This window comes from Streptomyces sp. NPDC052682 (assembly GCF_040678435.1).
Taxonomy (GTDB): Bacteria; Actinomycetota; Actinomycetes; order Streptomycetales; family Streptomycetaceae; genus Streptomyces.
On record NZ_JBFATS010000010.1, the window covers coordinates 1 to 24,662 of the forward strand.

Annotated in this window: 22 protein-coding genes; 17 read left to right on the forward strand and 5 right to left on the reverse strand. The window is 73.1% G+C overall.

The genetic code is table 11. From position 1 onward, the window contains the following. Positions 1 to 102: 102 nt before the first annotated feature. From AB0K80_RS17170 to AB0K80_RS17205, 8 genes are all read left to right on the forward strand, one after another. Positions 103 to 750, forward strand: coding sequence for an HAD family hydrolase (locus tag AB0K80_RS17170; RefSeq protein ID WP_365670315.1), 648 nt, complete (start codon positions 103 to 105; stop codon positions 748 to 750). An 86-nt stretch (positions 751 to 836) separates the two neighbouring features. Next, positions 837 to 2,093, forward strand: a complete 1,257-nt coding sequence (locus AB0K80_RS17175) for an MFS transporter (RefSeq protein ID WP_365670317.1) — start codon at positions 837 to 839, stop codon at positions 2,091 to 2,093. Continuing rightward, positions 2,044 to 3,216 (forward strand): acetoin utilization protein AcuC, encoded by a 1,173-nt coding sequence (locus AB0K80_RS17180; protein WP_365670319.1) that lies wholly within the window; start codon positions 2,044 to 2,046, stop codon positions 3,214 to 3,216. The genes AB0K80_RS17175 and AB0K80_RS17180 overlap by 50 nt, the downstream gene beginning before the upstream one ends. A 128-nt stretch (positions 3,217 to 3,344) precedes the next feature. Then, positions 3,345 to 4,160 carry a phosphatase gene (locus tag AB0K80_RS17185; RefSeq protein WP_365670321.1) on the forward strand — a complete coding sequence of 272 codons (816 nt, stop codon included), beginning with the start codon at positions 3,345 to 3,347 and terminating at the stop codon, positions 4,158 to 4,160. 129 nt (positions 4,161 to 4,289) lie between these two features. After that, complete coding sequence (locus tag AB0K80_RS17190; protein WP_004984898.1) at positions 4,290 to 4,502, forward strand: helix-turn-helix domain-containing protein; 213 nt, start codon at positions 4,290 to 4,292, stop codon at positions 4,500 to 4,502. Between the two features lie 156 nt (positions 4,503 to 4,658). Next, a complete protein-coding gene (locus AB0K80_RS17195) occupies positions 4,659 to 4,757 on the forward strand; it encodes an AURKAIP1/COX24 domain-containing protein (protein WP_003948845.1) in 99 nt (32 codons plus the stop codon). A 198-nt stretch (positions 4,758 to 4,955) separates the two neighbouring features. Beyond that, the gene (locus AB0K80_RS17200; protein WP_365670323.1) at positions 4,956 to 6,017 is read left to right on the forward strand and encodes an NAD-dependent epimerase/dehydratase family protein; all 1,062 of its coding nucleotides are present in this window, start codon (positions 4,956 to 4,958) and stop codon (positions 6,015 to 6,017) included. A 14-nt stretch (positions 6,018 to 6,031) separates the two neighbouring features. Then, a complete protein-coding gene (locus AB0K80_RS17205; protein WP_365670325.1) occupies positions 6,032 to 7,093 on the forward strand; it encodes a lysophospholipid acyltransferase family protein in 1,062 nt (353 codons plus the stop codon). A 79-nt stretch (positions 7,094 to 7,172) separates the two neighbouring features. On the opposite strand, the gene AB0K80_RS17210 is transcribed toward AB0K80_RS17205, so the two are convergent. The 3 genes from AB0K80_RS17210 to AB0K80_RS17220 form a co-directional block, all read right to left on the reverse strand. Then, entirely contained in the window at positions 7,173 to 8,426 is a 1,254-nt protein-coding gene (locus tag AB0K80_RS17210; RefSeq protein WP_365670327.1) for a DUF5667 domain-containing protein, read from the reverse strand. 235 nt (positions 8,427 to 8,661) lie between these two features. After that, the gene (locus AB0K80_RS17215; RefSeq protein WP_365670329.1) at positions 8,662 to 9,432 is read right to left on the reverse strand and encodes an ECF subfamily RNA polymerase sigma factor, BldN family; all 771 of its coding nucleotides are present in this window, start codon (positions 9,430 to 9,432) and stop codon (positions 8,662 to 8,664) included. 376 nt (positions 9,433 to 9,808) lie between these two features. Then, complete coding sequence (locus AB0K80_RS17220; protein WP_365670331.1) at positions 9,809 to 10,726, reverse strand: HAD-IB family hydrolase; 918 nt, start codon at positions 10,724 to 10,726, stop codon at positions 9,809 to 9,811. Between the two features lie 170 nt (positions 10,727 to 10,896). Here AB0K80_RS17220 and AB0K80_RS17225 point away from each other — a divergent pair, with 170 nt between their 5' ends. From AB0K80_RS17225 to AB0K80_RS17245, 5 genes are all read left to right on the forward strand, one after another. Continuing rightward, entirely contained in the window at positions 10,897 to 11,166 is a 270-nt protein-coding gene (locus AB0K80_RS17225) for a glutaredoxin family protein (protein ID WP_365670333.1), read from the forward strand. Positions 11,167 to 11,493: 327 nt separating this feature from the next. After that, on the forward strand, positions 11,494 to 12,258 hold the full coding sequence (locus tag AB0K80_RS17230) for a redox-sensing transcriptional repressor Rex (RefSeq protein WP_365670335.1): 765 nt from the start codon (positions 11,494 to 11,496) through the stop codon (positions 12,256 to 12,258). Further along, complete coding sequence (locus AB0K80_RS17235; RefSeq protein ID WP_365670337.1) at positions 12,255 to 13,943, forward strand: glutamyl-tRNA reductase; 1,689 nt, start codon at positions 12,255 to 12,257, stop codon at positions 13,941 to 13,943. The genes AB0K80_RS17230 and AB0K80_RS17235 overlap by 4 nt, the downstream gene beginning before the upstream one ends. Continuing rightward, positions 13,940 to 14,929 carry a hydroxymethylbilane synthase gene (hemC, locus tag AB0K80_RS17240; RefSeq protein WP_365670339.1) on the forward strand — a complete coding sequence of 330 codons (990 nt, stop codon included), beginning with the start codon at positions 13,940 to 13,942 and terminating at the stop codon, positions 14,927 to 14,929. The genes AB0K80_RS17235 and hemC overlap by 4 nt, the downstream gene beginning before the upstream one ends. Further along, complete coding sequence (locus AB0K80_RS17245) at positions 14,926 to 16,635, forward strand: bifunctional uroporphyrinogen-III C-methyltransferase/uroporphyrinogen-III synthase (RefSeq protein ID WP_365670341.1); 1,710 nt, start codon at positions 14,926 to 14,928, stop codon at positions 16,633 to 16,635. Before hemC ends, AB0K80_RS17245 begins: the two co-directional genes overlap by 4 nt. A gap of 115 nt (positions 16,636 to 16,750) precedes the next feature. Here AB0K80_RS17245 and AB0K80_RS17250 read toward each other — a convergent pair whose 3' ends face one another. Further along, positions 16,751 to 18,136, reverse strand: coding sequence for an FAD-binding oxidoreductase (locus AB0K80_RS17250; RefSeq protein WP_365670342.1), 1,386 nt, complete (start codon positions 18,134 to 18,136; stop codon positions 16,751 to 16,753). A 193-nt stretch (positions 18,137 to 18,329) separates the two neighbouring features. Between AB0K80_RS17250 and hemB the strand changes: the two genes are divergently transcribed. Then, a complete protein-coding gene (gene hemB / locus AB0K80_RS17255) occupies positions 18,330 to 19,325 on the forward strand; it encodes a porphobilinogen synthase (RefSeq protein WP_365670345.1) in 996 nt (331 codons plus the stop codon). Here the strand turns inward: hemB and AB0K80_RS17260 are convergent. Beyond that, positions 19,319 to 20,053: a DUF4232 domain-containing protein gene (locus AB0K80_RS17260; protein WP_365670347.1), complete on the reverse strand. Its 735-nt coding sequence runs from the start codon at positions 20,051 to 20,053 to the stop codon at positions 19,319 to 19,321. The two genes, hemB and AB0K80_RS17260, sit on opposite strands and share 7 nt — an antisense overlap. A 226-nt stretch (positions 20,054 to 20,279) precedes the next feature. Between AB0K80_RS17260 and AB0K80_RS17265 the strand changes: the two genes are divergently transcribed. From AB0K80_RS17265 to AB0K80_RS17275, 3 genes are all read left to right on the forward strand, one after another. Then, on the forward strand, positions 20,280 to 22,262 hold the full coding sequence (locus AB0K80_RS17265; RefSeq protein ID WP_365670349.1) for a helix-turn-helix domain-containing protein: 1,983 nt from the start codon (positions 20,280 to 20,282) through the stop codon (positions 22,260 to 22,262). A gap of 79 nt (positions 22,263 to 22,341) precedes the next feature. Beyond that, positions 22,342 to 23,244: an SAM-dependent methyltransferase gene (locus AB0K80_RS17270; protein ID WP_365670350.1), complete on the forward strand. Its 903-nt coding sequence runs from the start codon at positions 22,342 to 22,344 to the stop codon at positions 23,242 to 23,244. A gap of 111 nt (positions 23,245 to 23,355) precedes the next feature. Then, positions 23,356 to 24,564, forward strand: coding sequence for a PLP-dependent aminotransferase family protein (locus AB0K80_RS17275; protein WP_365670352.1), 1,209 nt, complete (start codon positions 23,356 to 23,358; stop codon positions 24,562 to 24,564). Positions 24,565 to 24,662: the final 98 nt, after the last annotated feature.

The following is a 24,662-nucleotide window of genomic DNA, read 5'->3' on the forward strand; positions in this document are numbered from 1 at the left end:
CTGCAGGGGGGACCCTGTGGGAGAGTAGGACGCCGCCGAACAATTCTTGGGAAAACCCCGCATCCATGTGATGCGGGGTTTTCTGCGTTTAGGGTCTGAGTCATGCGCTACGACCTCGTCATCTTCGACAACGACGGGGTGCTCGTCGACAGCGAGCCCCTCGCCAACGCCGTACTGGCCGCGTATCTGACCGAGCTGGGCTATCCCACCTCGTACGAGGACTCCATACGCGACTTCATGGGCGGGTCCGTGCAGCGGATCCACGACACGGTCCGGGAGCGGCACGGAGCGGAGCTGCCGGCGGAGTTCGACGAGGAGCTGCTGGCGCGGACCCTGGCCGCGTTCGAGCGGGAGCTGCGGCCGGTGGCCGGGGTCGCCGAGGTGCTCGGCGGGCTGCGGGACGGGGGCGTGGCGTACTGTGTGGCCTCCTCCTCGCGGCATGCCCGGATCCGGTTCGGGCACCGGACGACCGGGCTCGACCGGTGGTTCGAGCAGGGGCGGGTCTTCAGCGCCGAGGACGTCGGGCGGGGCAAGCCGGCCCCCGACCTGTTCCTGCACGCCGCCTCCGTCATGGGGGTCGTGCCCGAGCGGTGTGTCGTCGTGGAGGACAGCCCGCTCGGGGTCCAGGCGGCGCTCGCGGCCGGCATGGACGTCTACGGGTATACGGCGATGACGCCCGCGGCGCGGCTCGCCGGGGCCACCGGGCTCTTCTCCGACATGGCGGACCTGGCCGCCCTCCTCAAGAACTGACCCGGAGCCGACCAGAAGCCCCGGAAGCTGAGGAGAATTCACCTTCCTCTACCCACGAGTAGGCCGGGGCCCTACGCTGTGCCGCCATGACAGACGGGATGGCCGGGCCGCCGGCCGAGCTGCGGCGCGGTCGAGCGGCGCTGGCGTTCAGCTTCCTCGCGCAGGGCGTGGCCTTCGCGCTGCTCGTGACGCGTATTCCGGCCATCCAGGACCGGTACGGCGTCTCCGACGCCCTGCTCCCCGCGTTCCTGGCCGCGGTGCCCGTCCTGGCCGGGGCCGGGAGCGTACTGACCGAGCGGCTGGTGAGACGGGTGCCGCCCAGCCGGGTGCTGCGGTGGTCGCAGCCCGTGGTGCTCCTGGCGCTGCTCGGGGTCGGGGCGGGGGAGCGGATGGCCGAGCTGGGCGTGGCGCTGGCCGCGTTCGGGCTGGCCGTCGGCGCCCTGGACGCCTCGATGAACATGCTCGGGGTGAGCCTGCAACGGGCGTACGGGCGGAGCATCATGCTCAGTTTCCACGCGGCGTACAGCCTGGGCGGGATCGCGGGGGCCTCGCTGGCGTGGGCCGGGGCGCACTGGCATCTGGCGTTGTGGGTGTCGTACCTGCCGGTCGTCCTGGTGCTGCTGCCGGCCGCTCTGGCAGGGAGCCGGTGGTACGTCGACGGGGGCGGGGAGACCAGCCCGGGCGGCGCGGCGGAGGCCGGCGGGGCCGGGGGCGCCGGGTTCCGGTGGCTGTTGCCGCTGTGTCTGGTGATGTCGTTCGCGTACATCGGCGACTCGACCGTCTCCAATTGGAGCGCGAAGTATCTCCAGGACGTGCTGGGCAGCTCGGAGCAGCTGGCGACGGTTCCGTACAACGTCTACATGGTCACCACGCTGCTCGGGCGGGCGATCGGCGACCGCGGCGTGCGGCGGTTCGGGGCGGCGGCGGTCGTGCGGGGCGGGGCGCTGGTGGCGGCGGCCGGGTTCGCGGTGGTGGCCGGCGCGCCCGGGCCGTGGGCCGGGATGCTCGGGTTCACCCTGCTCGGGCTGGGGCTGTGCGTCCTGGTGCCGCAGACCTTCGCGGCGGCCGGGCGGCTCGCCGTGGAGCGGTACGGACCGGGCGCCTCGGACGCGGCCGTGGCGCGGCTGAACGTCTTCAACTACGTGGGGTTCCTGATCGGTTCGCCGTTGGTGGGCGCGCTGGGCGATACCTGGAGTTACCGGGGGGCGATGCTCGTACCGATGGTGTTGGTGCTGGTGACGCTCGTGTACGCCCGGTCGTTCGCCGCTCAACCGGACCGATACGGTGGCGGGCATGAGCGGCCGCGCACAGCTGATGTGGGACGAGGCAGTAACGGGCTATGACTTCGGTCCGGGCCATCCGATGGACCCGGTCCGGCTCGCCCTGACCCGGCAACTGGTCACCGCCTTCGGGCTGGACGGGGAGGTGGAGGTGGTCGCCGCCAGGGCGGCCGGGGAGTCGACGCTGCGGCTCGTCCACCGGGAGGACTACATCGAGGCGGTGAAGGCCGCGTCGGCGGACCCGGGGGCGGCCGACCAGTCGTACGGGCTCGGGACGATGGACGATCCGGCGTTCGCGGGGATGCACCAGGTGTCCGCGCTGATCGCCGGGCAGTCGGTGGGGGCGGCGGAGGCCGTGTGGCGGGGGGACGCGCAGCACGCGGTGAACTTCGCGGGCGGGCTGCACCACGCGATGCCCGGCGGGGCGTCCGGGTTCTGCATCTACAACGACGCGTCGCTGGCCATCGCGCGGCTGCTGGAGCTGGGGGCCGAGCGGGTCGCGTACGTGGACGTCGACGTGCACCACGGGGACGGCGTGCAGGCGGCCTTCTGGGACGACCCGAGGGTGCTGACGATCTCGCTGCACGAGCATCCCCGCACCTTGTTCCCGCAGACCGGGTGGCCGGAGGAGACGGGCGGCCCGGCGGCGGAGGGCTCGGCGGTGAACGTCGCCCTGCCGGCGGGCACGGGCGACGCGGGGTGGTTGCGCGCGTTCCACGCGGTGGTGCCGGAGCTGATCGCCGACTTCCGGCCGCAGGTGCTGGTCACGCAGCACGGGGCCGACACGCACTTCGAGGATCCGCTGGCGCACCTGGCGGTGTCGCTGGACGCCCAGCGGGCCGTGCAGGTGGCCTGTCACGAGCTGGCGCACGCGTACGCGGACGGCAAGTGGGTCGCGCTCGGCGGCGGTGGATACGCGGTGGTGGATGTCGTGCCGCGGTCCTGGACGCACCTGGTGGGGATCGCGGCGGGGCGGGAGATCGCGCCCGAGGCGATGATTCCCGAAGGGTGGCGGCAGGAGGTGTTCGCCCGGACCCGGCAGTTGGCGCCGGCCCGGATGACCGACGGGCGGTGGCCGGTGTCGTGGGCCTCCTGGGAGGCGGGGTACGACCCTGCCGACCGGCTGGACCAGGCGGTGCGGGCGGCGCGGCAGGCGGTGTTCCCGCTGCGGGGGTTGCTGGCCTGAGCGGGGCGGCGGCGGGCAGGGACGGTCCGGCCGGGCCGGCCCGGGCTGCAGCCACCTGGTAGGCCGGACGGCTGGCGTTCGCCGATTCTCCCGGCGCCTGCCCCCGCCCTTCGGCGACCATCGTCCCCGTGCTCACCCCCCAGGCCCTCCGCGCTCACCTCCTGGCCGCTCGGCTCGCCGGGGTGGTGGCCACCTCACGGGAGGAGAGCCTGCGCAGCTACCGGCTCTTCGCCGCCCGGGATCCCCGGGTGCTCATCGGGATCGATCCGGAAGGGGCGTGGCGGCAGCGGGAACTGATCGAGTTGATGGCGGATCGGTGTGGGGTTTCGGCCGATCCTCGGCGTATTTCCGGACATGATGTGATCGACCCGGGGCGGACGCTCGTCGCCCTGGACGCCTTCGCGGCGCGGCTCGCCGACGTGGCGGAACGGCGTGGCCACGTGCTGCTGGGCACCGGACACCCCCACAGGCTGCTCGGCTTCTACGCCGCCTTGGCGGACGCGCTGTCGGCGGCGGGATGTACCGTCCTCACCCCGGCGCAGGGTCGCTGTGTCGACATAACGACCCGGTTCGGTCTACGTACGTACCAGCTCGCCTACGTACGAGGAGTCGGGCTGATGCGGGCTCCAGGCGGCGAACGCCCCGGTTGTGAGCCCGGCGCACACACCCACTCACCCCTCCCGGTTCGCGTGGCGCTGGCCACCGCGGCGGAGGCCGGCGGGCCGCTGCCGGACCTGGTGATCGGGGACCACGGATGGGTCTGCGGAGCAGGTCAGCTGGGGTTCGAGGCCATCGGGCCGGCCGATACGAACGACCCCGCGCCGTTCGTCGGTGAGGCGGAGGGGTCGGTGTCCGTCGTCGTTCCACTTGATGACGGCGTGCGGTCTGCTTACTACCGGCCGCTGACCCGCTACGTACTCAATCGAGCGTGTCTGTCACAGTAGGCCGCCGATGGGTGCACCTCTTCCCCACTCGCATCACCCGCCCCTAGTCTGGGGAGTGAGCACGCAGCGACGAAGAGTCACCGGAAGGGGAAGCCGGTGGCCGTCGAGTGCGGAAGGTTCAGGTGTGTCATGGCTGCAGCTGGCGAGAGGCCTCTGAACGAGGTTCAGTTCCTTACCGTGGCGGAAGTCGCCTCGGTGATGCGAGTGTCGAAGATGACCGTGTACCGGCTGGTGCACAGCGGTCATCTGCCCGCGATCCGGGTGGGGCGGTCCTTCCGCGTCCCCGAGCAAGCGGTTCACGAGTACCTCCGCGAGAGCTACGTGGGGGTGGAAACGGCCTGAACGGCGACCCGGTGAGACCGCTCAGGGCACTCGGTGTGTCTCACCGGCACCCTCGATTACGACCTCGGCGCTCGGTTGGGTAGGCTAGCCCCTCGTAGGTCGTGTGGGCCCATGGCGCCCAAACAACCGAGTGATGAGAAGTGAGCGAGGGTAGTCGTGGGCTCTGTTATCAAGAAGCGGCGCAAGCGGATGGCCAAGAAGAAGCACCGCAAGCTGCTCAAGCGCACGCGTGTGCAGCGTCGTAACAAGAAGTAAGTTCGCGACGCGGCACCGCGAGAGCGTGCTGTGGCCCCCCACCACCGGTGGGGGGCCACACGTGTATCCGGGAGCGGCACGCGTCACCCGGGGCAGCGGGCGGTCATCACAGCGCGACGCCGAACCGCTAAGTTGGCCCCACAGGGGAACGCGGCGGGATACGAGGTTCTGCAAGCGGCCGGAAGGAAGGCGCTGATCTTGGGCAAGGTCGTGCTCGTGACCGGAGTGGCCCGCCAGCTGGGGGGCCGGTTCGTACGGCGGATCCAGCGTGATGCCGACGTGGACCGGGTCGTCGCCGTGGACGCGGTGCCGCCCGAGCACCACCTGGGCGGCGCGGACTTCGTCCAGGCCGACATCCGGCAGCCGACCATCGCGCGCGTGCTCGCCGAGTCGGGCGCCGACACGGTCGTCCACCTGGACGTCACCGGCACCCCGCTGGGCAGCGGCAGCCGGGCCTCGCTGAAGGAGACCAACGTCATCGGCACCATGCAGCTGCTCGGTGCCTGCCAGAAGTCCCCGGCCGTCAAACGGCTCGTGGTGAAGTCCAGCACGAACGTGTACGGGTCCGCGCCTCGCGACCCGGCCGTCTTCACCGAGACCACGCCGCCCAAGTCCCTGCCCAGCGGCGGCTTCGCGAAGGACACCTGCGAGGTCGAGGGGTACGTGCGCGGCTTCGCCCGGCGCCGGCCGGACGTCGCGGTGTGCGTGCTGCGGTTCGCCAACATCCTCGGGCCCACCGCGGACACGCCGCTCGCCTCGTACTTCTCGCTGCCGGCGCTGCCGACCGTGTTCGGCTACGACCCGCGGCTGCAGTTCGTGCACGAGGACGACGTGATCGAAGTGCTGCGCCTGGCCTCGCACGAGCCGCGCCGGGGCACCCTCAACAGCGGCACCTTCAACATCGCCGGCGACGGCGTCCTGACGCTCTCCCAGTGCTCCCGGCGCCTGGGCCGCCCCACCGTGCCGCTGCTGCTGCCCGCGGTCACCTGGGCGGGCTCCCTGGTGCGTACGCTGGGCATGACGGACTTCGCGCCGGAGCAGATCCGGCTGCTGACCCACGGCCGGGTGGTCGACACGACCCAGATGCGCGAGACGCTGGGATTCCAGCCGAAGTACACCACCGCGGAGACGTTCGCGGACTTCGCGCGCAGCCGCGGCCCGGGACTTCTGCCGCCGGAGGCCCTCGCGGGGGCCGTCGACCGGATCGCCGCGCTGCCCGCCCTGGGCGGCGGCCACCCCCCGACGCAGAGCGCCAACTGAGGAGCGCAGCAACGATGGCGGACGCCAAGGTCATTCCGTTCGACGACGACCGGTCCCGCGGGGGTGCCGCCGCGCGCCCCGCACGGCGCCGGAGCACGGCAAGCCGGCGCCCGGGCCCGGAGCCCGCGCCGGTACGCGAGGTCCAGCCCCTGCCCACCAGGGCCGTTCCGCAGGATGATGTTCCTGTGACACCCGAGGAGCAGCCGCCGTCCGGGCACCGGGACGCCGGGGCCGGGGGCGGCCTGGAACGGCGTATCGCGGGCGGCCTGGCCTTCCTGCGCCGCCGCCTCACCGGGGACTACGAGGTCGACGACTTCGGCTATGACGAGGAACTCACCGACCAGGTCCTGATGTCCCTGCTGCGCCCGCTGTACGAGAAGTACTTCCGGGTCGAGGTGAAGGGCGTCGAGAACATCCCGGCCGAGGGCGGGGCGCTGATCGTCGCCAACCACTCCGGGACGCTGCCGATGGACGGCCTGATGATGCAGGTCGCCGTCCACGACCACCACCCGGCCGGCCGGCATCTGCGGCTGCTCGCCGCCGACCTGGTGTTCATGCTGCCGGTCGTCAACGAGCTGGCCCGCAAGCTCGGTCACACCCTGGCGTGCGCGGAGGACGCGGCCCGGCTGCTGGAGCAGGGCGAGCTGGTCGGGGTGATGCCGGAGGGCTTCAAGGGCCTCGGCAAGCCCTTCGCGGACCGCTACAAGTTGCAGCGCTTCGGCCGTGGCGGCTTCGTCTCCACGGCCCTGCGCGCCGGGACGCCGATCATCCCCTGCTCGATCGTCGGGGCGGAGGAGATCTACCCGATGATCGGCAACGCCAAGACCGTGGCCCGCCTGCTGGGCTTCCCGTACTTCCCGCTCACCCCGACGTTCCCCTGGCTCGGTCCGCTGGGCGCGATCCCGCTGCCGACCAAGTGGACGATCCAGTTCGGCGAGCCGATCCCGACGGACAGCTATCCGCCGGAGGCGGCCGAGGACCCGATGCTGATGTTCAACCTGACCGACCAGGTCAGGGAGCAGATCCAGCACACGCTGTACAAGCTGCTGGTGCAGCGCCGGTCGGTGTTCTTCTAGCCGTGTGGCGGCACACCACAGGGGGCGCTCCTTCGCGTGAGGAGCGCCCCCTGTGGCTTATGGCTCTGCGGGCCGCCGTCTAGTCCGGGGTCGCGCCGTCGATGCCCCCGAGGCCCGGCAGCAGGCCGGGGAGGAGCGGCGGGAGGGTGACGTCCGGCGCGGTGGTCGGGGTGTGGGTGGTGTCGCCCGTGGACGGTGAGGTGCCGGCGTCGCTGTCCTTCGGCGGGTCGAGCAGGCCGCCGGTGTTGCCGCCGAGCAGCCCGTCGCTGTCGCTGCCGGAGCCGGCGGACCGGCTGGGGCTGCCGCTGCCCGAACTGCCCGTGTCGGTGCCGCCGCTGCCCGTACCGGGGGTGCGGGAGCGGTCGGTGGGGGACGCGTCGGTGGACGCCGACCCGGATGAGCCCTGCCGCCGGTCCTCTGTGCCGCCTGTGGCCGGGGGCTGGGGGAGCAGGGACTCCAGCGGGGCGACGTCTTCTTCTATGGCGTCGAACACCGACGACACCTCCTCGCTGACGTCGCCGAGCTGGACGGGCAGCTTCTCGCGCAGGGCTCCCCAGGCGCCGCGGTGGGCGTGGGAGAACGCGGAGAGCGTCTTCAGCGGGCCCAGCGAGTCGGGGTCGCGCTCGTAGGCCTCGCGCAGCAGCCGGTGGCCCTCCGCGGCGTCGTGCCGCATGCCGGACAGGGCGCGGCGGATCTCGCCGAGGGTCTCGTGGTCCAGGGAGCCGCCGCGGCCGCGCTCCATCAGCCGGCGGGCCTCGCTGAGCCGGGTGGAGGCCTGGTCGAGGTAGGCCCGGCCCCGCTCGTCGTCCCCGTCGGCCAGGCCGCGTCTGACGTCCTCGATGCCGAGCTTGAGGCCGTAGAGCGTGTCGCCGGGCAGGGCGTCGGAACTTGCGGCGGCGACTCCGCCGAAGGCGCCCGCGGCCACGCCGACGCTGAGCCCGCCCGCGGTGAGGCCCTTGACCAGCCGGGAACGCGGCCGGAGCTTGCCCAGTGGGCTCGCCCGGTGGGCGCCCCGTGCCCGGGCGGACCTCTGCTCGGGCACCGAAGGATCCGCCGCCTCGCCCGCCGCGGTGCCCTCCTGCAGCATGGCTTCGAACGCGGCCACCAGCTGCGCCCGCTGGACGGCCTTGACCTCCGGGTCCAGCACCGGCTTGGGCAGCGCGTCGAGACCGGAGGCGAGCGCCAGCAGGCGCGTGTGCTCGGTCTGCTCCGCAGCGGCCGGGGCCGGTGCCGATCCTTCGGACTGCTCGGCCGCCGGGCCCCGATCGGACTGCTCCTCCAGGGCCTGGGCGAAGGCGTTCGCCCGCCGGTGCGCCGATACGTTCGCGATCACTGGCGGCACCTCCTCTCGTATGACGGTCGACTCCCCAGGGGGTCCTGAGGGTTCCACACCCTGACCGGATCCACGCGATCGAGTGATCGAAGTCGGCCAGGGAGTGACCACAGGGAGCCTGCATCCCGCACAACGAGTGGCGCGGCACTTGGGTTACGGACACCGGCTGATCGGTTCCGGGAGTCAACCGGCTTTTACGTGAGGTGAGTTGAGCGTCACAGGGGGTGAGGCCCGATCAGCGGGCGTCTTCCGGGAGGAGCCGGGCGAGGGTGCGTACGGCCCGGTACTGCAGGGTCTTGATGGCGCCCTCGTTCTTGCCCATCACCCGGGCCGTCTCCGCCACGGACAGGCCCTGGAGGAAGCGGAGCGTCACGCACTCCTGCTGCTGGGGGTTGAGCCGCCGTACGGCGTCGAGCAGGGCGGCGTTGGAGAGGTGCTCCAGCACGGAGTCCTCGGGGGAGCGCTCGACCTCGTTGGCGTCGAGCATCTCGCCGGTGGTCACCTCGAGGCGGAACCGGCTGGACTTGAAGTGGTCGGCGACCAGGTTGCGGGCGATGGTGACGAGCCAGGCCCCGAAGTCGCGGCCCTGCCAGGTGAAGGTGCCGATGCGGCGCAGGGCCCGCAGAAAGGTCTCGCTCGTGAGGTCCTCGGCGGTCGCCTTCCCCCCCACCCGGTAGTAGATGTACCGGTACACGGTGTCGCTGTACTGGTCGTAGAGCCGGCCGAAGGCGTCGGCCTCGCCGGCCTGGGCGCGCTCGACGAGGTCCATCATGCGGGCGCTGTCACTGTCCGCGGCGGGGCGGCGGGTCGTGGCCGCTCCGGACGGGCGCCCTCGTCTGCCCACCGCGGCGCTGCCCTCGGCGAGTGCGTAGCACGGGCCGGCGGGCGCGGCGGCGGCGAATGCGGGGACGGCGTACGCGGTGGGGACGAAGCCGCGCAGCAGGTCGAGGACCGTTGCGCGCAGCGTAGCCAGGCCCGAGGCGTCAACCCCGACGTGTGGGTACACGGGACTCCCAGAGGCAGAGCTTCCATCACGTGCAGTACGGGACCTTTCACCCGTCGTAGCGACGGAGGGGTACCGGATTGCGTCTGAGGAGAATAACGCTTCGTGCAGGCGCTGCTACACCGAGTTGCTCAAATCATCGATTACGTCGCTTCCGTAACCGATTGACGGCCGATCAAGGTGCGGACAGTGACCGGTTATTGATCGGAACCGTTCGCATTGCGGATGGGGTCGGGGCAGGTTGTGGCCGTGTGCAGCCAACAGGACTGGACAGGGCGTTGCGGGGGTACGCCAGTTGGATTGGCCCGGTTCGGCGTGGGCGTGGCGATGTTGGTCCGGGGTGATCGGTTGACCGGTATGACCGGTTGCCGGGCGGGGCTCAGCGGCGGCGGCGGTGCAGGGCGATGGCCGCTGCGGTGCCGCCGGCCACCGCGCCCACGCCCGCCGCCGCCGGGATGCCGACCTTCGCCGCCTTGCGGCCCGTGCGGTAGTCCCGCAGGCGCCAGTCCATCTGGCGGGCGTGCTTGCGCAGTTTGGAGTCCGGGTTGATGGCGTACGGGTGGCCGACCAGCGACAGCATCGGGATGTCGTTGTGGGAGTCGCTGTAGGCCGCGCAGCGGGAGAGGTCCAGGCCCTCCGCCGCGGCCAGGGCGCGGACCGCCTCGGCCTTGGCGGGGCCGTGCAGCGGTTCGCCGACCAGCTTGCCGGTGTAGACGCCGTCGACCGACTCCGCGACCGTGCCGAGCGCGCCGGTCAGGCCCAGCCGCCGGGCGATGACCTGGGCGATCTCCACCGGGGCGGCGGTCACCAGCCACACCTTCTGGCCCGCGTCCAGGTGGGCCTCGGCCAGGGCCCGGGTGCCCGGCCAGATCCGCTCGGCCATGTACTCGTCGTAGATCTCCTCGCCGATCGACTGCAGCTCGCAGACCCGGTGGCCCTTGACGATGGACAGCGCCGAGTCCCGCGCCTCCTGCATGTGTTCCGGGTCCTCGACCCCGGCCAGCCGGAACCACGTCTGCTGCCACGCGAAGCGCAGGAGGTCGCGCGTCTCGAAGAACTTCCGTTTGTACAGGCCCCGGCCGAAGTGGAACAGCGCGGCACCCTGCATCACGGTGTTGTCCAGGTCGAAGAAGGCGGCAGCCTTGTCGTCGCCGTGGACCGGGAACTGCGGTTCCTCGGCGCCACCGGCAGCCTCCTGCGAGGACTTGCGGGCGGCCTCCGCCGAGGCCTCGCCTGCCAACACGCTCCGCGCCGTGGCGGAGCGCCTACGGGGAGTGAGCCATCCGAGAGCGGCCATGGCGTGAGCATAGCCAGTTTGTTCGGTGGTTCCGGAGTCGAGAGGTTTGGAGGTGGTGAACTCTTCTCGACGGTGTCGTCAAAGCCGTGGGCCGAGAACGTGGGCGGCCGGTGTGCCGCCTGGCGTCCGGAGGGGTTCCCGTCCTTCGCCGGCGCGCGAGAATGGCCGGCATGAGTCCCCTCTTTCGTCGTAAGGCCCCGCAGGACCGGCTCGTCACCCTGATCCGCAAGCCCGGCTGCCATCTGTGCGACGACGCACAGGTGGTGATCGAGAAGGTGTGCGGCGATCTCGGTGTCCGGTGGGAGCAGAAGGACATCACCCAGGACCCGGCACTGCACGACCAGTACTGGGAGCAGATCCCCGTCGTCCTCGTCGACGGGGAACAGCACACGTTCTGGCGCGTGAACGAGGAGCGCCTGCGCAAGGCCCTGGCCGGCTGACCGGGCGGGCGGTCCGGCCGGGAGTCCGCGGACTGACCGATCAGTACAAGTCAGCCGGAACGTCGCTTAGGATCGACGGCGGCTTGGTCTCGGGGGCGGGATGCGTAAGGAGAGTGTGCGGTTTTGCCCCCAGAAGAAAAGGAACGATGGTGCTCGTGCGCCGGTTCCGTGCGTATGCGCCGGGGGCGCGTGACCCCGGTCACTTTGGCCGGGCAAATCGGACACCATCTTTGTGCACGCGTTCACAAAGACATAGCCTGCTTTCGACGGGGCGGTCGCGTAGGGACGTATGACCGCCTACAGCCCCGCTCTACCCGCAGGAGCACCGTGGCAACTGGCCGAACTCACCGACCGGCGACCCGCAGCCGAGGGATTCCCGAGGCCACCGTCGCCCGGCTTCCGCTGTACCTCCGCGCCCTGACCGCGTTGTCGGAGCGCTCGGTGCCCACGGTCTCCTCCGAGGAGCTCGCGGCCGCGGCGGGGGTCAACTCCGCCAAGCTGCGCAAGGACTTCTCCTACCTCGGCTCCTACGGGACCCGGGGGGTCGGCTACGACGTCGAGTATCTCGTCTACCAGATCTCCCGCGAGCTGGGGCTCACCCAGGACTGGCCGGTCGTGATCGTCGGTATCGGCAACCTCGGCGCCGCGCTCGCCAACTACGGCGGTTTCGCCTCCCGCGGCTTCCGCGTCGCCGCGCTCATCGACGCCGACCCGGCGCTCACCGGCAAGCCCGTCGCCGGGATACCGGTGCAGCACAGCGACGACCTGGAAAAGATCATCCAGGACAACGGCGTGTCCATCGGTGTCATCGCCACCCCGGCCGGGGCCGCCCAGCAGGTCGCCGACCGGCTGGTGGCCGCCGGGGTCACCTCCATCCTGAACTTCGCGCCGACGGTGCTGTCCGTCCCCGACGGGGTCGACGTCCGCAAGGTCGACCTCTCCATCGAGCTGCAGATCCTCGCCTTCCACGAGCAGCGCAAGGCCGGTGAGGAGGCCGCGGCCGAGGCCGCCGCCGTCCCGGCCGCCCCCCGCAAGCAGACCGCCGCCGACCAGGGGCCCGACGGGGACAAGCCCGCCGTGATGCCGGCATGAGCCTCCTCGTCGTCGGTCTGAGCCACCGCAGCGCCCCGGTCAGCGTGCTGGAGCGGGCCTCGCTGAGCGCGGACGCGCAGGTCAAGCTGCTCCAGGACACCGTCGCCGCCGAACCGGCCGCCGAGGCCGCCGTGCTGGCCACCTGCAACCGCATCGAGCTGTACGCCGACGTGGACAAGTTCCACGCCGGTGTCGCCGAGCTGTCCACGCTGCTCGCCCAGCACAGCGGGGTCGGCCTGGAGGAGCTCACCCCCTATCTCTACGTGCACTACGAGGACCGGGCCGTCCACCATCTGTTCTCGGTGGCCTGCGGCCTGGACTCGATGGTCGTCGGCGAGGGCCAGATCCTCGGCCAGATCAAGGACTCCCTGGCACGGGCGCAGGAGCTGCACACCGCCGGGCGGCTGCTGAACGACCTGTTCCAGCAGGCCCTGCGGGTCGGCAAGCGCGCCCACTCCGAGACCGGCATCGACCGGGCCGGGCAGTCCCTGGTCACCTTCGGGCTGGAGCAGCTCGCCCAGGGCGCGGACGTCCAGCGGTGGGCCCGGGGCCGCAAGGCCCTGGTCATCGGCGCCGGGTCGATGTCCTCCCTGGCCGCGGCCACGCTGGCGCGCGCCGGGGTCGCCGAGATCGTGATCGCCAACCGCACGTACGACCGTGCCGAGCGCCTCGCCGAGATACTCAGCGAGGGCGACGACACCGACGTGCTGGCCCGCGCGGTACCGATGGAGTCGGTGCCGGGCGAGCTGACACGTGCCGACGTCGTCGTCTCGTGCACCGGGGCGACCGGGCTGGTGCTGACGGCCGAGGCGGTCGCGGCGGCGGTGGAGGGCCGCACCGGCGAGCCCGCCGCCTTCGCGGCGGATCCCGACTGCGAGCAGCAGCTGCCGCCCACCTCCGCCGGCACCGAGGAGGGCTGCCCGCTGGACCTGTCCGCCGTGCAGCCCGGCTTCTCCGTCATGGGGGAGGCGGCCGTGGCCGGCATGGACGCCGCGACGCTGGAGCAGCACGCGGCGTGGGTCGCGGGCGGTGCCGTGGACCGCCGCGAAGCGGCCCGTCGTACGCCCGAGGCGGACGCGGAGCTGATCAGCGCGCTCGCCGCGACCGCCGCCACCGCCGGCCGGATCCCCGAGCGGCGCCGGCCCGAACCGGCCGAGGAGCCGCAGCGTCCGGCGCCCGTGCTGTTCCTGCTGGACCTCGCCATGCCCCGGGACATCGACGCGGCGGCGCACCGGCTGGGCGGCGTGCGGCTGGTGGACATCGAGTCGCTCGCGGAAGCCTCCGCGGAGGCTCCGATGGCTGCCGATGTGGACCACGTCCGGCGTATCGTCTCCGATGAGGTCGCGGCCTTCGGGGCGGCGCAGCGGGCCGCGCACATCACGCCCACCGTGGTCGCGCTGCGCACGATGGCCGCGGACGTGGTCGCCAGCGAGATCGCTCGCCTGGAGGGCCGCCTGCCCGGCCTCGACGACAAACACCGCGCGGAGATCACCCAGACCGTGCGGCGCGTGGTGGACAAACTGCTGCACGCGCCGACGGTACGGGTCAAGCAGCTCGCGGCCGAGCCGGGCGGCGCCGGGTACGCGGACGCGCTGCGGACCCTGTTCGACCTCGACCCCGAGACGGTGGCCGCCGTCTCCCGGGCCGGGGACAGCACGACCGACAAGAACCGAGGGCCGGCATGAACGACAAGCCTCTACGGCTGGGCACCAGGCGGAGCAGACTCGCCATGGCCCAGTCCGGGCAGGTGGCGGAGGCCGTACGCCGGGTGACCGGGCGGCCCGTCGAACTCGTCGAGATCACCACGTACGGCGATGTCTCGCGTGAGGCGCTCGCGCAGATCGGCGGCACGGGCGTCTTCGTGACCGCGCTGCGGGAGGCGCTGCTGCGCGGTGAGGTCGACTTCGCGGTGCACTCGCTGAAGGACCTGCCGACCACCCAGCCCGCCGAGCTGGTCCTGGCCGCGATACCGGAGCGCGAGGACCCGCGGGACGTGATCGTCGCGCGGGACGCGCTGAAGTTCACCGACCTGCCCCCCGGGGCGCGGATCGGCACCGGTTCGCCGCGCCGCATGGCGCAGCTGAACGCGTACGCGCGCGCCCACGGGCTGGACATAGCGACCGTCGCGATACGCGGGAACGTCGACACCCGTATCGGGTACGTGCGGGACGGGGAACTCGACGCGGTCGTGCTGGCCGCCGCCGGGCTGAACCGGATCGGCCGCAGCGACGAGGTGACCGACTTCCTGTCGGTCGACACGGTTTTGCCCGCCCCCGGCCAGGGGGCCCTGGCGATCGAGTGCGCCGCCGACCAGGCGGAGCTGATCGCCGCGCTCGCCGCGCTCGACGACCCGCTCACGCGGGCCGCCGTGACGGCCGAGCGGTCCCTGCTCGCCGCCCTGGAGGCCGGCTGCAGCGCTCCCGTGGGTGCGCTGGCCGACCTTCCCCCACACTCGGCTCCGCTCGAGCGGGGGGACGCCGACGGGCAGATTGTCAAGGAAATGCGCCTGCGGGGCGTCGTCGGCACCACCGACGGCACCGCGCTGGTGCAGTTGTCCACCACCGGTCCCGTGCCCCAGACGCACGACCAGGCGCTGGCGCTCGGTCGCGAACTCGCCACCGAGATGCTCGCCCAGGGCGCGGCCGGTCTGATGGGGGAGCGAGCACATTGAGCCCCACCGCCCTTCCTGCCGCCGGTCCTGAACACGGGCACGTCACCTTCCTGGGTGCCGGACCCGGAGATCCGGGACTGCTGACACTGCGCGCCGTAGAGGCGCTGGCGCACGCGGACGTCCTCGTCGCCGAGCACGAGGTGCTCGACGTCGTCCGCAAGCACGCCAGGCAAGGCGTCGCCGAGGTGCACACGGACGCCGGTCCCTCGTCGGACCCGCTGCCGGGCACGGGCACGCCTCAGCTGACGGTGGTTGACGGCACGTCAACCACCCCTGCGGTCCCCGCTGTACGGGATGCCGCACATCTTGTCATGGAGGCCGCGCGGGGCGGCAGGCGGGTCGTGCGTGCGGTGTCCGGGGACCCCGGGCTCGACGCGTACGCCGCCGGCGAGATGCTGGCGTGCGCCAGGGCCGGGGTGCCCTTCGAGGTGGTGCCCGGCGTCGCGACCGCCGTCGGCGTGCCCGCGTACGCCGGGGTGCCGCTGCGGGACGCGCACGGCACCGACGTGCGGTTCGTGGACGCGCGGACCGCGTCCGACCGGTGCTGGACGGAGGTGGGCGCCTCCGACGGGACGGTCGTCGTCTCGACGACCCTCGACTCGGTGGCCGCGGCCGCCGGCGAGCTGGTGTCGGCCGGCCGCAAGCCCGACACGCCCATCACGGTCACCGTCGCCGGTACGACGACCCGGCAGCGCACCTGGACCGCCACGCTCGGCACCATCGCGCAGACGTTCAAGCAGGCCAAGGTGCTGCCGTCGCCGGAGGGCGGGCGGCCGGTGATAGCCGTGGTCGGTGAGCGCAGCGCAGCCGCCCAGCGCGACCAGTTGTCCTGGTTCGAGTCCAAGCCGCTGTTCGGCTGGAAGGTCCTCGTGCCCCGGACCAAGGAGCAGGCGGCGTCGCTCTCCGACCAGCTGCGGTCGTACGGGGCCGTGCCGCACGAGGTGCCGACCATCGCCGTCGAGCCGCCGCGCACGCCCCAGCAGATGGAGCGGGCCGTCAAGGGGCTCGTCACGGGCCGCTACGAGTGGATCGCCTTCACCTCGGTGAACGCGGTCAGGGCCGTGCGGGAGAAGTTCGAGGAGTACGGGCTCGATGCCCGGGCCTTCGCGGGGATCAAGGTCGCCGCGGTCGGGGAGCAGACCGCCAAGGCGCTGATCGCCTTCGGCGTGAAGCCGGACCTGGTGCCGAGCGGGGAGCAGAGCGCGGCCGGGCTGCTGGAGGACTGGCCGCCGTACGACCCGGTCTTCGACCCGATCGACCGGGTGTTCCTGCCGCGGGCCGACATCGCCACGGAGACGCTGGTCGCCGGGCTGATCGAGCTGGGCTGGGAGGTCGACGACGTCACGGCCTACCGGACCGTGCGGGCCTCGCCGCCGCCGGCGGAGACCCGGGAGGCGATCAAGGGCGGTGGGTTCGACGCCGTGCTGTTCACGTCGTCGTCCACGGTGCGGAACCTGGTGGGCATCGCCGGCAAGCCGCACAACGTGACCGTGATCGCGTGCATCGGCCCGGCCACCGCCAAGACGGCCGAGGAGCACGGGCTGCGGGTGGACGTCATGGCGCCCGAGCCGTCCGTGCACAAGCTGGCCGAGGCGCTGGCCGACTTCGGGATGAAGCGGAGACTGGCGGCGCTGGAGGCGGGGGAGCCGGTGACCCGGCCGAGTGAGCGGCGGCCGGGGGGCCGGCGCCGCCGGACCACGACCTAGCCGGTGCCGCGGGGGACCGTGCGGCGGGGTGCCGTGCTGCGGCATGCCGTGGCGCGGGGTGCCGCCGCGCCCAGCCGTGCGGCGGCGCGCGGCTGAGCGGCCGGTTCCGCGTCGGCTATGCGGGAGTCACCGCGTGGCCGAAGCGGAGCAGGTTCGAGGGGTCGTACCTGGCCTTGTCGTGGCGTAGGCGGTCGTAGACCTCCGGGGTCCAGGCGCGGGCGCGGTCGGTTTCGTCGCCGGGGGTGCCGTGGATGTTGACCATGGTGTGGCCGGTGCTGTACGGGGCCATCGCGGCGTAGAGGGACCGCGTGGCCTGTTCGACGGCCTCGGCGGCCGGCGGGGCGGCGAGGATGCCGACCGTGTCGATGAAGTACCGCGCGTCACGGGCGCAGATCGCGTCCGCCACGCGTGCCGGGCGGGACAGCGCGCCGCCCATGTGGCGGATCTCCGCCATCAGCAGGGGGCAGTCGGGCACCGCGGGGCCGACCTGGTCGAGGAACGCCCGGACGGCGGCGGGGGACAGGTCGCGCAGCAGCACGCAGGCCTCCCGCGCCGGGAGCGGGTCCTGCGGCTCCAGGTGGATGCGGTCCAGTGCCGCGTACGGCATCTCCTCGACCGTGTCGACCGCCACCGGAGCCGCCGCCCGGATCGGGGCGAGGAGGCTGTCGCCCTCGGTCGGGTCGCCGGTGTAGGCGACGGCGACGCGGGCCCAGAAGCCGCCGCGCAGCGGCTCGGGGATCTGGGGGATGGGGGGCAGGCGCAGCAGCGTGTAGGCGCTGCACATCTCCTCCGGAACGCGCCGGGTCCACTCGGCCCAGGCCTTCAGCAGCGCTTCGGCGTGCTCGCCGGGGCAGTAGACGCCGCCGCCGAGGAGCGTGCGTACCGGGAGCAGGTCGAAGACCATCGAGGTCACGACGCCCACGTTGCCCTTGCCGCCGCGCAGCGCCCAGAAGAGCTCGGGGTCGTGCCGGTCGTCCGTCTCGTGCAGCATGCCGTCCGGGGTGGCGACCTGGACGGAGCGGACCAGGTCGGCCGCGTAGCCGTAGGTCCGGCCGAGCACCGGCAGGCCGCCGCCGAGGGTGTAGCCGATCACGCCCGCGTCCGTGGAGGTGCCGCAGAGCGCGGCCAGCCCGTGCGGGGCCGCGGCGTCCAGGACGTGCCGCCACTTCGCGCCGGCGGCGACGGTCGCGGTGCGCGCGGCCGGGTCGATCGTCACGCCGGTCATGCGCGAGGTGGTGATCAGCAGGCCGTGGTCGATGGGGAAGTTGGCGCCGTGGCCGGTGGCCTGGACGGCGACCGGGGTGCCGGTCGCCGACGCCCAGCGCAGGGCGGCGACGACGTCGTCGGCGCCGGTCGCCCCCACGACGATGTCGGGGGTGTGCAGGGCGGCGAGGTTGAACCCGGTGACCTCCTCGGCGTAGCCGTCCTCGCCGGGGCGCAGGACCGGACCGCGGATCTCCTGGAGGGCGAAGAGGTCGGGGGTGTGGTGGGTGGCGGGCATCGCGTCCTCCGTGGGGGCGTACGGAGCGACTGCGGCGGCGGGGCGGGGGCGAGGCCGTCGGGGTCCTTGGTTCCAGGATGGACCTGGGGGGTGGGCGGCGCATGCGCGTGCGCGGTCGGGGGGTGCGCCGGGCGGCTGCTGCGCCGACATCGCGTCGGCATGGGGACCGGTGGGGCGGGCGTAGCGTAGGGGTATGACGACGTACGGTTCCTTCCCCGGTGCGCGGCCGCGGCGGCTGCGGAGTACTCCCGCGATGCGTCGGATGGTCGCCGAGACGCGGCTGCACCCCGCCGACCTGATCCTGCCGGCCTTCGTGCGCGAGGGGATCAGCGAGCCGGTGCCGATCGCGTCGATGCCGGGGGTCGTGCAGCACACGCGGGACAGCCTGAAGAAGGCGGCCGCGGAGGCGGTGGCGGCCGGGGTGTCCGGGATCATGCTGTTCGGTGTGCCGGAGGAGTCCAAGAAGGACGCCGTCGGGACGCCCGGGACCGATCCGGACGGGATCCTGCAGGTCGCCCTCCGCGATGTGCGCGCCGAGGTCGGGGACGACCTGCTCGTGATGTCCGACCTCTGTCTGGACGAGACGACCGACCACGGGCACTGCGGAGTGCTCGACGCCCAGGGGCGGGTCGACAACGACGCCACCCTGGAGCGGTACGCCGAGATGGCGCGGGTGCAGGCCGAGGCCGGTGCCCATGTGGTCGGGCCGAGCGGGATGATGGACGGGCAGATCCGGGTGGTCCGCGAGGCCCTGGACGGGATCGGGCGGCAGGACGTGGCCATCCTCGCCTACACCGCCAAGTACGCCTCCGCCTTCTACGGGCCGTTCCGGGAGGCCGTCGCCTCCTCGCTGCGGGGCGACCGCAGGACGTACCAGCAGGACCCGGCGAACGTGCGCGAGTCGATGCGGGAGCTGGCCCTCGACCTGGAGGAGGGGGCCGACATGGTGATGGTGAAGCCGGCGGGGCCCTACCTGGATATCCTCGCCCGGGTCGCGGACGCCGTGGACGTGCCGGTGGCGGCGTACCAGATCTCCGGGGAGTACGCGATGGTCGAGGCCGCCGCCGAGAAGGGGTGGATCGACCGGGACCTGGCGATCCTCGAGTCGCTGACCGGCATCAAGCGGGCCGGCGCGCGCAACATCCTCACCTACTGGGCCACCGAGGTGGCCCAGAAGCTGGGTCAGTAGGCCAGCGCGTCGTCGGCGCTGGTCTGCCAGTACGTCACCGACATCGAGCTGTCGTAGTACACGCCCTTGGCCGGCAGGGGCGGGGTCGCGGCGGGGCCGCCGTCGCTGTTCGGGGTGGTGCCCTGGAAGCCGACCGTCAGCCTCCGGCCGGTCAGACCGCCCTCCCCGCTGCCGTCGGCGGCCGACAGCAGCACGCCCGCGTAGCCGGACTCGCCGGGCCCGAGGGTGGTCACCGCCTGGGGCTTGGACTCCTTGAACGGCTGCGGGACCCACTGCATCTGGTCGAAGCGCAGGATCGGGTAGTACGTCAGGTCGCAGGGCTTGGAGCCGGTGTTCCGCACCGTGAGCAGCAGGTGGTTGAGGGGGCGGCGGACCGGCTGGGCCGTGACGGTGGTGTTGGCGCCGTTGCACAGGACGCGGCCGGCGGGGGCGTGCGGGTCGCGGGCGGCGGTGCCTGTGCCGGTGCCTGCGCCGGTCGACCTGCCGTCCGGCTTTCGCTTCCCGGCCGAGTCCGCCTTCGGCGTCTCGGCGGGTGTGCCGGCGGGCGGTGGGGAGTCCGCGCCGGCCGGCCGGGTGGCGGGCGCCGAGGCGGTGGACTGCTTCGGCTCTCCCGCGGGCCGTGGTTCGGTGCCGTTCTGGCACGCCGTGAGGGCGAGGGTGACCAGGGTGATGCCGGTGGCGGCGGCGAACAGGCCCGTACGGGGGCGGGCGGTGCGGGGCGTGCGCATGACGGTGTTCCTTTCGGACAAAGGCGGTGGGGAAGAGAGCCGAAGTCGTGCCGCTCAACCGGAGCGCCGACAACGGCGTGTTTGGATGGGCAGAGCTTGTGCGGAAATCCGTCCCGGCCGCCACAGCCGGCGGCACCTCAGGGACGCTGGAACGCCCGCACCTGCTGTGACCAGGGGAGATGACCAGCCCCTGGAACGGGGAACGGAACACGGGGGTGGAGGAACGGTGTCCGAGGGCACTGCCGCGGAGGATTTCGCCGCGCTGCTGGGGGAGTTGAAGGAACGTTCCGGACTGAGCTACGGGGCGCTGGCGCGCCGGCTGCACATGAGCACGTCCACGCTGCACCGGTACTGCAACGGTGATGCCGTGCCCACGGATTACGCGCCGGTGGAGCGGTTGGCGCGGCTGTGCAAGGCGTCCCGGGACGAGCTGGTCGAGCTGCACCGCCGGTGGGTGCTGGCGGACGCGGTACGCAGGCGGAAGGGGGCCGGTGCCTCTGGGGCGTCGTCCGGGCCCCGGCCCGTCGAGGGTGAGACCGCCGGGACGGAGCCTCGCCGGCCGGCCCCTGCTGCGGGAGCCGCGCAGGCGGGGTCCCCCGCCGGGAGGGCCGGGGTCGAGGGGGCAGGTGCGGCCGGGCCGGAGGAACCCGGGGTGGCCGGGCTCGAGGACCTCCGGGGGGCCGACCCTTACGAGCCCGGGGCAGCCGGACGCGAGAAACTGCGGGGGGCCGACCCCAACGAGCCGGGGGCAGCCGGACTCGAGGAACGGCCGGTGGCCACGCCTGAGAAGCCCGGGGCAGTCGGCCCTGAGCAGTCCCGGGTGGCCGGCCCCCACGACCCCGGGTCGGCCGGCCGCGACGGGCCCGGCGTGGCCGGGCCCGAGGACCTCCGGGGGGCCGACCCCTACGAGTCCGGGCCGGCCGGCGCCCATGATCCCGGGCCGGCAGGCCGCGAGGAGCCCGGAAAGGCCGGGCTCAACGAGTCCGGGCCGGCCAGCGCCCATGACCCCGGGCCGGCAGGCCGCGAGAAGCCCGGAAGGGCCGGGCTCAACGAGTCCGGAGTGGCCGGACTGAACGACCCGGGGGTGGCCGGGCCCAACCCGCCCGACGTACCCGGGCCCGAGGCCCCCGGGACGGCCGGGCCCGAGGCCCCCGGGACGCCCGGGCCCGAGGCCCCCGGGACGGCCGGGCCCCGTCAGTCGCCTGCCCGCAGGCGTGCCCGGCGTCGGATCGCCGCTGTCGGTGCGGTCGCTGTGGCCGCCGTCGTCGGTGCGGTCACGCTGGCGATGAGTCCGCCCTCCGGCGAAGCGGACGGCGGCGGCCGTAGCAGGGCCGCCGAGTCGCCCGACGGCGGCAGCGGTGACGTGCTGCGGTCCACGGCCCCTTCCCCCTCTGCGCACGGGTCGGGGAAGGCCTCCGGGAAGAAGCCCGGGGAGGCGTCGGGGAAGCGGCCGGACCGGGCGGCGGCGCAGGCCGGGCCGTCCGCCACCGCGCGTGCGCGTGCCGGCGGGGACGGCGGGAGCGGCGCGGGCGGCAGTGCGGCCGGGACCGAGCCGCACGCCCAGGCCGCTCCGCTGCGGGTGACCGCACAGCCGCACGCCTGGGAGAGCGCCTGCGGCCAGCGCTACCTCGTCAACCAGCCGCCGGACCGGGTGCCCCCGCCGCCCTACGAGCAGACCGCGCCCGCCTGGGTGGCCCGCGTCGGTGCCGTGCCGTCGGGGGAGCAGTACGTGGAGCTCACCGTCCAGGGCACCGGCAAGGAGACGGTGGTGGTGCGGAAACTGTCCGTCCGCGTGGTCGCCAGGCACGCGCCGCTGGCCTGGAACGACTACGTGATGGGCCACCCAGGGGTGGGCTGCGGCGGTGGCGTCCCCACCCGGTCCTTCACGGTCGCCCTCGACGCCCAGCGTCCCGCGCTGGTCCCCGAGGCGGGCGAGAAGAACGGCCCGTTCAAGGTGTCCGAGTCCGACCCGGAGGTCTACTACATCAGGGCCGACGCCTCCGCCTACGACGTCAGCTGGGTCGTGGACGTGCAGTGGTCCAGCGGTTCCCGCAGCGGCACCCTGGAGGTCCGGCCGGACGGCCGGCCCTTCCGTACCAGCGGCAACCACGGGCGTCCGGCGTACGAGTTCCCGCTCGGCGGCGACAAGTGGGTCGAGGAAGGAAGCACCCTGAAGTCGTGGGAGTCATCAAGTACCGCGAACCGTTAGGTTGTTGACCCACCATGTGGTTGCCTGTTGAACCACTGGCCGCTTCGCCGACCGCACCGACTCTCCAGGGGAGACGCCCATGACCGGTGACGCCCTCAGTCAGGACCCCGCCGAGCTGAGAAGGAGGATCGACAGCAGCAGGGCGCACCCCGCCCGCGTCTACGACGTCTTCCTCGGCGGCAAGGACCACTACCCGGCGGACCGGGACGCGGCCGCCGCCGCGCTCGCCGCCAACCCGCGCGGGTACCTCGACGTGCGGCACAACCGCGACTTCCTGCGCCGCGCGGTGACCACCCTGGTGAAGGACGAGGGGATCCGCCAGTTCCTCGACATCGGCACCGGCCTGCCGACCGCCGAGAACGTCCACCAGCTCGCGCAGCGCATCGCGCCCGAGTCGCGGGTCGTGTACGTCGACAACGACCCCGTGGTGCTCGCGCACGCCCGCGCCCTGCTCACCAGCGGCCCCGAGGGACGTACGGACTACATCGACGCCGACCTGCGGGAGCCGGCGCGGATCCTCGAACAGGCCGCCAAGACGCTGGACTTCGACCAGCCGGTCGCGCTGTGCCTGGTCGCCATCCTGCACTTCGTGGCGGACGAGGAGGCGTACCCGCTCGTGCGCGAGCTCGTCGAGGCGCTGCCCGCCGGCAGCCGCCTGGTGCTCAGTCACCTCACCGAGGACCTCAACCCCGAGAACATCCGCGCGGTCCAGCGGACGTACACCGAGCGCGGGTTCACCTTCGTGCTGCGGTCCCGGGCGGACGTCGAGCGGTTCTTCACCGGCAACGCGCTGAAGATCGCCGAGCCCGGTGTCGTCCCGGCGCACCGGTGGCGGCCCGACCACGCGGCGCCGGTGCCGGAGCAGCCGGAGGAGTCGTACCTGGCGGGCCTCGACCCCATCGAGAAGGTCCGGTACGCCGACATCAACGACGTGACGGACGCGGACATCAACGTGTACGCGGCGATCGGCGGCAAGAGCTGAGCCGCGCCGGGCCCGCGCGGCGGTCCGGATCCCGGAAACCTGCTTGTAGAGCGCACGTATGTCCCTAGGCTGCGGTGCACGCGCCGACACCGCAGCCGAAGGAGCCGCGTCATGACCGTCACCGAGCCCGTGCCCACCCAGTGCCCCACGCCGCCGCTCGCGGCCCGGACCCGGTCCGTCGGCGGCTCGCCGGTGCGGGACATCCTGGCCGTCACCGCCCGCCCCGAGGTGATCAACTTCGCGGGCGGGCTGCCCGCACCGGAACTGTTCGACACCGACGGCATCGCCGCCGCCTACCGGGCGGTGCTCGCCGAGACACCCGAGCGGGCCCTGCAGTACTCCACGACCGAGGGCGAGCCCGCGCTGCGCGCCGCGCTCGCCGCCCGTACGTCCGCCCGCGGCCTGGCGACCGACGCCGACGACCTGCTCGTCACCACCGGCTCCCAGCAGGCCCTCTCCCTGCTGGCCACCGCGCTGCTCGAACCCGGCGACACCGTCCTCGTCGAGGACCCCTGCTACCTGGCGGCGCTGCAGGCCTTCGGCCTCGCGGGGGCCCGGATCGTCCCGGTGCCCGGGGACGCGGACGGCATCGACCCGCAGGCGCTCGAGGAGCTGGTGGTGCGCGAGCGGCCCAAGCTGCTGTACACCGTGCCCACCTTCCAGAACCCCACCGGCCGTACGCTGCCCGCCGGGCGCCGCGCCGCCGTGGCCGAGGTCGCCGCCCGGCGCGGGCTGTGGATCGTCGAGGACGACCCGTACGGGGAGCTGCGCTACGAGGGCGCGCGGCTGCCGTGGATCGCCGCCCAGCCGGGCGCCGAGGACCGTACGGTGCTGCTCGGCAGCTTCTCCAAGGTGATGGCGCCCGGCATGCGGCTGGGGTGGCTGCGCGCACCGGCCGAGCTGCGCCGCGCCTGTGCCGTCGCCAAGCAGGCCGCCGACCTGCACACCCCGACCGTCAACCAGCTCGCCGCGGCCCGCTACCTGGCCGACCACGACCTGGACGCGCACGTCGGGCGGGTGGCGGGCGTCTACCGTGAGCGCCGCGACGCCATGCTCGCGGGGCTGGCCGACGCCCTGCCCGAGGGTGCCACGTGGAACCGGCCGCAGGGCGGCATGTTCCTGTGGGTCCGCCTGCCCGACCCGTACGACACCACCGCCCTGCTCCCGCGGGTCGTCCGGCAGGACGTGGCGTACGTCCCCGGGGCCCCTTTCCACGCCGGCGTGCCCGACCGCGCGACGCTGCGGCTGTGCTTCGTGACGCAGACGCCCGAGGAGATCGGGGAGGGGCTGCGCAGGCTGGGCCGGGGGCTGCGAGGCTAGGAACAGATACACGTGCCGCGGCCCTAGGACCAACGGCCCACCGCGGTTCGGGCCCTGGACGGCCGACCCGCCGCACGGGCCGGAGCTACGGTGAACTC

Excerpts from the sequence above, each read along its gene's own strand:
- AB0K80_RS17170 (WP_365670315.1), top strand. The coding sequence starts at position 103 with ATGCGCTACGACCTCGTCATCTTCGACAACGACGGGGTGCTCGTCGAC.
- AB0K80_RS17175 (WP_365670317.1), top strand. The coding sequence starts at position 837 with ATGACAGACGGGATGGCCGGGCCGCCGGCCGAGCTGCGGCGCGGTCGA.
- AB0K80_RS17180 (WP_365670319.1), top strand. The coding sequence starts at position 2,044 with ATGAGCGGCCGCGCACAGCTGATGTGGGACGAGGCAGTAACGGGCTAT.
- AB0K80_RS17190 (WP_004984898.1), top strand. The coding sequence starts at position 4,290 with ATGGCTGCAGCTGGCGAGAGGCCTCTGAACGAGGTTCAGTTCCTTACC.
- AB0K80_RS17205 (WP_365670325.1), top strand. The coding sequence starts at position 6,032 with ATGGCGGACGCCAAGGTCATTCCGTTCGACGACGACCGGTCCCGCGGG.
- AB0K80_RS17220 (WP_365670331.1), bottom strand. The coding sequence starts at position 10,726 with ATGGCCGCTCTCGGATGGCTCACTCCCCGTAGGCGCTCCGCCACGGCG.
- AB0K80_RS17225 (WP_365670333.1), top strand. The coding sequence starts at position 10,897 with ATGAGTCCCCTCTTTCGTCGTAAGGCCCCGCAGGACCGGCTCGTCACC.
- AB0K80_RS17235 (WP_365670337.1), top strand. The coding sequence starts at position 12,255 with ATGAGCCTCCTCGTCGTCGGTCTGAGCCACCGCAGCGCCCCGGTCAGC.
- hemC (WP_365670339.1), top strand. The coding sequence starts at position 13,940 with ATGAACGACAAGCCTCTACGGCTGGGCACCAGGCGGAGCAGACTCGCC.
- AB0K80_RS17250 (WP_365670342.1), bottom strand. The coding sequence starts at position 18,136 with ATGCCCGCCACCCACCACACCCCCGACCTCTTCGCCCTCCAGGAGATC.
- hemB (WP_365670345.1), top strand. The coding sequence starts at position 18,330 with ATGACGACGTACGGTTCCTTCCCCGGTGCGCGGCCGCGGCGGCTGCGG.
- AB0K80_RS17260 (WP_365670347.1), bottom strand. The coding sequence starts at position 20,053 with ATGCGCACGCCCCGCACCGCCCGCCCCCGTACGGGCCTGTTCGCCGCC.
- AB0K80_RS17270 (WP_365670350.1), top strand. The coding sequence starts at position 22,342 with ATGACCGGTGACGCCCTCAGTCAGGACCCCGCCGAGCTGAGAAGGAGG.
- AB0K80_RS17275 (WP_365670352.1), top strand. The coding sequence starts at position 23,356 with ATGACCGTCACCGAGCCCGTGCCCACCCAGTGCCCCACGCCGCCGCTC.